Genomic DNA, 2,149 nt, shown 5'->3' on the forward strand with positions numbered 1-2,149 from the left:
TTGCTGCAAAAATCAGCTCGAAAGATCATCACGCCCTAGTATGTATTAAAACAGGGGCTTCCCTATCATTTGGATCTGTGCAACTGGTTGTTCAGATAGGGTCACTTTTATGTGGGTGATGGATTGATTCCCAATATGAAGGCTTGAGTACCATGCTGGGTTTGACCAATCCACGTTAAGAATTTGCGCCAAGATCAGACGAATTGTCCCACCATGACAGACAACGAGAGTATCATCCTGAATCTTTGTAGTCAGCTCCAGCCAACCTTGACTCACTCGTTCATGGAAATCTTGTAAACGCTCGGCATTGGGTAACGTGTGATGCGCGGGATCGACCCAAAATGTCGATAACTGTGGCCACATGGGTTGCAGCTCATCAAACGTCTTACCATCGTAGTCGCCGAAGTTGAATTCCTGGAATCGTGTCTCGATTCGATAAGGTATTGATGACTCCAACCTATGCAGTTTTTCTGCCAGTGCACGGCAACGAGACAAAGGAGACGTAATGACGGAAGCGAACTCAATGGCATCTTTATTCAGTGCATCGGCAATCTGGGTTTGTGTGTCGCTACAGACTGGTACATCGGTTCGCCCGTTTAGCGCGGCAGGCCCAACTGTTTTCCCATGCCGTAATAAGTAAACATTGACTACTTTATCCATACATCACTCTCGTTATTCTGGTGTTTTGGCGGCTTTATTGCTTTAGTGTCATTGGCAAGCCTGCTGCAATAAATTCCACTCGGCTAGAAATAGATGCGATTTTTTGGTTCATCCAGCCGGCATGATCAACGAACATTCGCGATACTTTACCCAGTGGAACCACACCTAGCCCAACCTCGTTTGAGACCAAGATAATCGTGGCACTGGTCTGTTTAAGCGCGCTTTGTAATTCGGTTATTTCGCTCTGCACCGCCTCTGACGTGACATTGTCACCCCTGGAGAATATGACGTTATTCAACCATAACGTTAGGCAGTCAATTAAAACAACATCATGAGCGGTAAAGGCATTTATCATCTCTACGAGGTTTATCGGGATTTCATGTTCAATCCATCGTTCATCTCTTTGCTCTTGATGATGTCGTATTCGTTGCTTCATCTCTTCGTCAAACGCTTGAGCCGTCGCCACGTAATGCAACTGTGTTACGCCCTCTTTGCCTGAGGATAAGCACTGTTTAGCTTGCTGCTCCGCATGGCTTGATTTTCCAGAACGGGCTCCGCCCAGTATAAGGTGAATACTCATAACCAACCTCCAAGCACGTTAACCTGATTATGAGCGAACCCAACAAGTATCAGGTAAATGAGCAACTCACTGAGTTGTTGCGCTGCACCTAAACAATCACCGGTAAAGCCACCTATTCGTGCTAACAACCATCGTTTAAATGCATAACGGGCTATCAACAATGCTAAGGTTAGAGCACAGGAAACGAATGGTGTCATAATCAATAACGTCAATGCCGCGCATGCTATTAGAAACGCAAGTTCCGCAGGGGTTTGGGTTTGAGCTAATGGCTTACTTTTACTGGTATCATTGTCGCTCACGTATGGCATATCAAAAATAAGTGAAGCCGCGACAGTTCGACTCATCGTATAGGCCATAATCACGGTAAGAAAGACAAGCATTCCACCGTTTTCGTCTCGCTCCGTTAATTCACTCAATAATAAAAACTTACCCAGAAGTCCCATGACTAATGTTGCCGCGCCGTAGGTTCCTATGCGGCTATCTTTCATGATCGATAAGCGCCGCTCTATACTCATTCCTCCGCCAATGCCATCCGCCATGTCTGTTAGACCATCTTCATGGAATGCGCCCGTCAACATTAAACTGAAGGCGAGCATAATAAACAGTGCTATGTCATTGGGAAGAATGAGGGACAACAGCCAGAAACTTCCACCGCAGAGGGCCCCTAATAATGCACCGACCAAAGCAAAGTAGCGCCCTGAACGATTCATGCGTTCTGCGCTGTAAGGCGTATCCTTAGGAATAGGAATGCGTGAAAAAAAACTGAGCGCTAACCAAAATAGGTCACGCTGATACCTGAACCAAGCGACCATTAGACGGTCACGCCCGCATCTTCAAAGCTCGCCATATTATTATAGAATTCGGCTGCTGCTCTCACTAAAGGCATAGCAAGCACCGCCCCGGTTCCCT

4 protein-coding genes are annotated in these 2,149 nt (G+C 46.5%); all 4 read right to left on the reverse strand.

The window, feature by feature from the left end:
- Positions 1 to 45: 45 nt before the first annotated feature.
- Positions 46 to 660: a histidine phosphatase family protein gene (locus tag ACP45E_RS13930; RefSeq protein WP_017037435.1), complete on the reverse strand. Its 615-nt coding sequence runs from the start codon at positions 658 to 660 to the stop codon at positions 46 to 48.
- 34 nt (positions 661 to 694) lie between these two features.
- Positions 695 to 1,240 (reverse strand): bifunctional adenosylcobinamide kinase/adenosylcobinamide-phosphate guanylyltransferase, encoded by a 546-nt coding sequence (gene cobU / locus ACP45E_RS13935; RefSeq protein WP_017037434.1) that lies wholly within the window; start codon positions 1,238 to 1,240, stop codon positions 695 to 697.
- A complete protein-coding gene (locus tag ACP45E_RS13940) occupies positions 1,237 to 2,052 on the reverse strand; it encodes an adenosylcobinamide-GDP ribazoletransferase (RefSeq protein WP_017037433.1) in 816 nt (271 codons plus the stop codon). Before ACP45E_RS13940 ends, cobU begins: the two co-directional genes overlap by 4 nt.
- The coding region (locus ACP45E_RS13945; RefSeq protein WP_141707342.1) for a nicotinate-nucleotide--dimethylbenzimidazole phosphoribosyltransferase at positions 2,052 to 2,149 on the reverse strand (98 nt) is incomplete at its 5' end. The genes ACP45E_RS13940 and ACP45E_RS13945, both read right to left, overlap by 1 nt.

The organism is Vibrio genomosp. F10 str. 9ZD137, assembly GCF_049974785.1.
Lineage (GTDB): Bacteria > Pseudomonadota > Gammaproteobacteria > Enterobacterales > Vibrionaceae > Vibrio.